General features: G+C 73.3%; 5 protein-coding genes. 2 read left to right on the forward strand and 3 right to left on the reverse strand.

All coding sequences use genetic code 11. From position 1 onward, the window contains the following. Positions 1 to 824 (reverse strand): AfsR/SARP family transcriptional regulator (locus PLP61_RS14655; RefSeq protein WP_324503490.1); only part of this gene is annotated, 824 nt, incomplete at its 3' end. 130 nt (positions 825 to 954) lie between these two features. Here PLP61_RS14655 and PLP61_RS14660 point away from each other — a divergent pair. Then, entirely contained in the window at positions 955 to 2355 is a 1401-nt protein-coding gene (locus PLP61_RS14660) for an FAD-binding oxidoreductase (protein WP_324503491.1), read from the forward strand. A 76-nt stretch (positions 2356 to 2431) separates the two neighbouring features. On the opposite strand, the gene PLP61_RS14665 is transcribed toward PLP61_RS14660, so the two are convergent. Continuing rightward, the gene (locus tag PLP61_RS14665; protein ID WP_324503492.1) at positions 2432 to 3685 is read right to left on the reverse strand and encodes a fatty acid desaturase family protein; all 1254 of its coding nucleotides are present in this window, start codon (positions 3683 to 3685) and stop codon (positions 2432 to 2434) included. An 11-nt stretch (positions 3686 to 3696) separates the two neighbouring features. Further along, complete coding sequence (locus tag PLP61_RS14670; RefSeq protein ID WP_324503493.1) at positions 3697 to 4809, reverse strand: ferredoxin reductase; 1113 nt, start codon at positions 4807 to 4809, stop codon at positions 3697 to 3699. An 86-nt stretch (positions 4810 to 4895) separates the two neighbouring features. On the opposite strand from PLP61_RS14670, the gene PLP61_RS14675 reads away from it, so the two are divergent. Next, positions 4896 to 5374 (forward strand): PucR-like N-terminal domain-containing protein (locus PLP61_RS14675; protein WP_502889073.1); only part of this gene is annotated, 479 nt, incomplete at its 3' end.

A 5374-nucleotide genomic window follows, 5' to 3' on the forward strand; every position in this document is an offset into this window, starting at 1 on the left:
GGGGCTTGCGCGGCCGACCCGGCTGCGGGCTGCCAGCCGAGGGCCGGGTCCTGCCGGAGCACCGCGGTCTGCAGGTCCCTCAGCTCCAGCGAGGGCTCCAGGCCGAGCTCCTCGTCGAGGATCTCCCGGATCCGTGCCAGCGCCGCCAGCGCGTCGGCCTGCCTGCCGGACCGGGCGAGCGCGAGGGCCCGCAGGCCCCAGAGCCGCTCTCGCAGGGGGTACGCCGCGGTCAGCGACTCCAGCTCCCCGGCCACGGTCGCGTGCTGGCCGAGGGCGAGGCCCACCACCGCCCGGTCCTCCAGCGCCAGGGTGCGCAGCTCCTCGAGCCGGGCCCGCTCCGCCACCGCCGCGTCGGCCCCCTCGAGGTCGACGTAGGGCACCCCGCGCCACAGGGCGAGGGCCTCGTCCAGCCGGGTGCCGAGCTCGGTGAGCACGTCCGGGCGCAGGTCGGGGGTGGCGAAGACCCCGGTGTGGCCCAGCCGGCGGTGGGTGTCGGCGACCACCCGGTCGAAGCGGACCGCGTCGACCTCCTCCACCCGCAGCGCGTAGCCGCCGCCGACGGTCACCAGGACCTGGGCCGGGGTGCGCGGGGCACGGTTCGGCTCCAGCGCCTTGCGCAGCCCGGCGATGTACACGTGCAGCGTGGTGGGCAGCCCGTCGGGCGGCGAGTCACCCCAGAGCAGGTCCACCAGCGCGTCGTACGACACCGGCCGGCCGGCCGACAGCGCGAGGCCGGCCACGATCGCCCGCTGCTTGCGCGTGCCGAGGTCGACGGGACCGCCGTCGGCCAGGCACAGGGTCTCGCCCAGGACGCCCACCAGCACGCACGCAGCATAGGGCCCCGGTGGCGTGGGCGGGGACCGGACGGATCGCCCCAAGTCGGGGCCAACCCGTTCCCAAGCACGACGTCGGAGCCTGGTCCCACCGAGAAGACCCCGACCAAGGAGTTCCACCATGACCAGCACCACCCTCGTCCGCAGCCAGGAGACCCCCGGTGCGGACCCGCTCTTCGCCGCCCTGCGCGAGGTCGTCCACGGCCGCCTGGTGACCCCCGGCGACCAGGACTGGGACCGCGCCCGCACGCCCTGGCTGCTCAACGTCGAGCAGCAGCCGGGCGCCGTGCTCGAGGTGGCCGACGCCCACGACGTCGTCCAGGCGGTCCGCTGGGCCCGTGCCCACGGCTGGGCCGTGGCGGCGCAGCCCACCGGCCACGCGCCCCGCGCCACCGTCGACGGGACCCTGCTGCTGAGGACCCGTGCGCTCGGCGGCATCGAGGTCGACGTCGAGCGCCGGCTGGCGACCGTCGGCGCCGGCGTGAAGTTCGGCGAGCTCTGCGCGGCCCTGGACGGCACCGGCCTGATGGCACTGGCCGGCAGCAACTCCGACCCGAGCGTCGTCGGCCTCAGCCTCGGCGGTGGCGTGAGCTGGTTCACCCGGCTGCACGGGTTCACCGCCAACAGCGTCGTCGCCTTCGACGTGGTCGACCCGGCCGGCGAGCTGGTGCACGTCACCGCCCAGACCGACCCCGAGCTGTTCTGGGCGCTCCGTGGCGGCGGGGGCGACTTCGGCATCGTCGTGCGCGCCACCCTCCGCCTCTTCGAGGCCCCCGAGATGTACGGCGGGCAGCTGCTCTGGCCGGTCGAGCACGCCCCGGCGGTGCTGCGGGCGTTCCGGGACCTGGCCCGGGTTGCCCCGCGGGAGCTGACCCTGTGGGCGCACATCCTGCACTTCCCGCCGATGGAGGAGGTGCCCGAGCCGCTGCGCGGTCGCTCGTTCGTCAACGTCGCCTCGACGTACGTCGGGTCGGCCCAGATGGCCGAGATCCTGCTGTGGTCGCTGCGGGAGGCGGCTCCGGTGGAGCTCGACCTGATGCGGCCCATCCAGCCCAGCCAGCTCAGCGAGGTGGCGGCCGAGCCGACCGACCCGATGCCCGGCATCGAGCACTCCATGCTGCTGACCGACCTCGACGACGCCGGCATCGACCGCCTGGTCACCCAGGTCGCCGACCCGGCCCGCTCCCCGCTGATGATCGTCCAGATCCGGGGGCTGGGCGGCGCGTTCGCCGAGAACTCCCCCGCGGGCGGCGCGGTGCGGCCGGTGTCCGAGCCGTTCCAGCTCTTCGCCCTCGGCATGCCGGCGGTGCCGGAGCTGGTCGAGCCGATCCACCACGCCCTGGCCGGGCTCGACGCCGCGATGGCGCCCCTGGCGAGCCGCTACCGGATGCCCAACTTCACCGGGGAGGGGCAGGAGGACGCCGCGGGGTACGACGCCGCCCGCCTGGCCCGGCTGCGGGAGCTGAAGCTGGCCCGCGACCCGGAGGGCACGATCCGCTCCAACAAGCCCGTCCTGGGCTGAGCACGATAGTCCGCCGCGAGAATCATCATTTCCGAGTCCCCCATGATGATTTGCGCGGCGGACTATCTCTGGAGGGTCAGGCGGCGGCGCGGGCCGTGGTCTCCGGGGTTCCGGAGGCCGCGGCCCGGCGGGCCTGCTGGACCATCCGGGCCTGGGCGGCGCGGCGTACCCGCGGCCCGCCCCTGACCATCTTCACCAGCAGGGCCAGCTGGGAGGGCAGGTTGCGCACCGTCGTGGTGTCCAGCCAGCCGTTGGGCGTGGACAGCCGGAAGATGCGGTGCCAGGCGGAGTAGACCTGCGGCACCAGCGGCCGCGAGACGTAGGTGAGGCCGTACTTGTCGAACAGCGCGCGGACCTTCGGCGCGACCTCGGCGTACCGGTTCGACGGCAGGTCCGGGAACAGGTGGTGCTCGATCTGGTGGGACAGGTTGCCCGACATGATGTGCACGACCTTGGAGCCGGAGATGTTGGCCGAGCCGAGCATCTGGCGCAGGTACCAGTCGCCGCGGGTCTCCCCCTCGATCGAGCGCTTCTCGAAGGTCTCCACGCCCTCGGGGAAGTGCCCGCACATGATGATCGCGTGGCTCCACACGTTGCGCATCAGGTTGGCCACGGCGTTGGCGCTGAGGGTGTGGAAGAAGGACGGGCCGGACAGCACCGGGTGGATCACGTAGTCGCGCGTGACGTTGCGGCGGATCTTGCGCAGCACCTTGCCCGCGTTCTCGCGGAACTCGGGGCTCTTGGTGGCCCCGCGCTTGAGGTTGCCGCGCAGCTCCAGGTCGTACGCCGCGATGCCGTACTCGAAGAAGAGCATGTTGACGAAGTTCCACAGCGGCTGGCCCAGGTGCAGGGGCTCCCAGGGCTGGTCCTCGTCGACCCGCATGATGCCGTACCCGAGGTCGTTGTCCTTGCCGATGACGTTGGTGTAGGTGTGGTGCAGCTCGTTGTGCGAGTGCTTCCACTGCTCCGCGGGGGTGACGTTGTCCCACTCCCACGTGGTCGAGTGGATCTTCGGGTCGCGCATCCAGTCCCACTGGCCGTGCAGGACGTTGTGCCCGATCTCCATGTTCTCCAGGATCTTGGCGACCCCGAGCCCGGCGGTCCCGGCCACCCACGCGGGCGGGAACAGCGAGAACAGCAGCACGGCGCGGGAGCCCAGCTCCAGGTAGCGCTGGGTGGTGATGACCCTCCGGATGTACGCCGCGTCGGAGGCGCCGCGAGAGTCGAGCACCTCCTGGCGGATCGCGTCGAGCTCGCGGCCCAGCTCCTCGATGTCCTCGGGGGTCAGGTGTGCGACGGGGTTGTTCGGCTTCTTCTGGATCGCAGTCAAGGCCGGGCCTTTCAGTGGTCGATGTGGCAGTCCCCGGCCGCGGCCGAGATGCAGGTCTGGATGGCCACCCCGTCCCCGGGGGCGGCGGTGGTGACGGCGCCGTTGCGCAGGTCGCGCACGGCGCCCTCGCGCAGCGGGAGCACGCAGCCGAAGCAGATGCCCATCCGGCAGCCGCTGGGCATGAGCACCCCGGCGGCCTCCGCCGCATCGAGGATCGGGGTCGCGCCGTCGGCCGTGACGACGGTGCCGGAGCCGGTGAAGTGCACCGAGCCGCCCGCACCGGGCTCCACGTAGGAGACGCGGAAGCGTTCGGTGCACAGCTCGAGGCCTGCCTCGGCGTGGTGGGCCTCGAGGGCGTCGAGCAGGCCGGCCGGCCCGCAGGCGAAGGTGGTGCGGTGGGCCAGGTCCGGGACCAGTGCTTCCAGGTCGGCGAGGTCGAGCAGGCCGTGCTGGTCGTCGTAGCGGGCCACCAGCCGGATCGCCCCGGCCTCGGCCAGCGCCTCGAGGTCGGAGACGAAGATGGAGTCCGGCCGGCTGGGCGCGACGTGCAGGACCACCAGGTCGTACGCCGCGCTGCGGGGCAGCCGCAGCACCCCGCTGTCGGTCACCGGGAAGAGGTTGCGCAGGATCCCGACCACCGGGGTGATGCCTGAGCCCGCGGTGACGAACAGGAACCTGCCACCCCCCGGGGGCAGCACGAACTCGCCGGCGGCCTGCTCGAGGTGGACCAGCGTTCCCGGGCGCGCCTCGCGGACCAGGTACCCGCTCACGAGCCCGTCAGGGACGGCTTTCACGGTGATCGCGATGTGGCCGTCCGGACGCGGTCCGTGGGTGAGCGAGTAGGCGCGCCACTGGCGCACGCCGTCGACCTCGACTCCGATGCGGACGTACTGCCCGGGCACGTGCCCCGCCCAGTCGGCGCCCGGCCGGATCACCACGGTCGCGGCGTCGCGCGTCTCGGGCCGCACCTCCACGATGCGGCCGCGCAGCTCGGCGCCCGCGCGCAGCGGCGCGAACAGGTCCAGGTAGTCCCCGGGCAGCAGCGGGGTGGTGGCTGCCTCGGCCAGCCGGAGCAGGCGACGGCGCAGCGCAGCCCCGGCGGCGTGCTCGGCAGTCGTCGTCACAACACCACTGTGCCTGAGTGGAGGGTGTAAATTCCTGTGCATGGCGTGTGAATCCGTCCCCACTTCTTGTTCGCGATGGACAAACCATGGCCGGCCGTGAGCCGCCCGTCACACCACCGCCCGCCAGCGGCACCGCCCTGCGCCTGGACCCGGCCCTGACCGACCTGCTCCGCGAGCAGCTGCGCGGGGTCGCCGGGCACACGATCCGGGCGATCATGGACGAGGTGCCCGAGTACGCCGACGCGCTCAGCGGCTCCCTCGGGGCCAACATCGAGAACGCCGTGCAGATGGCGCTGGCCGGCTTCCTCCGGCTGGCCTCGCGCGGCCGATCGGTGGACCCGGGAACCCCGTTGTCGCCGGCCCTGGAGGGTGCCTACGCACTCGGGCGCGGCGAGGCCCGCAACGGCCGGTCCGCCGACGCCCTGCTGGCGGCGTACCGGGTGGGGGCCCGGGTCTCGTGGCGGGAGCTGTCGGCGACCGCGGTCGCCAGCGGGGTGTCCGCGGCCACGCTGGCGGCCTTCGCCGAGCTGGTCTTCGCCTACATCGACGAGCTCTCGGCGGCCAG

Source organism: Nocardioides sp., assembly GCF_035429765.1.
GTDB lineage: Bacteria > Actinomycetota > Actinomycetes > Propionibacteriales > Nocardioidaceae > Nocardioides.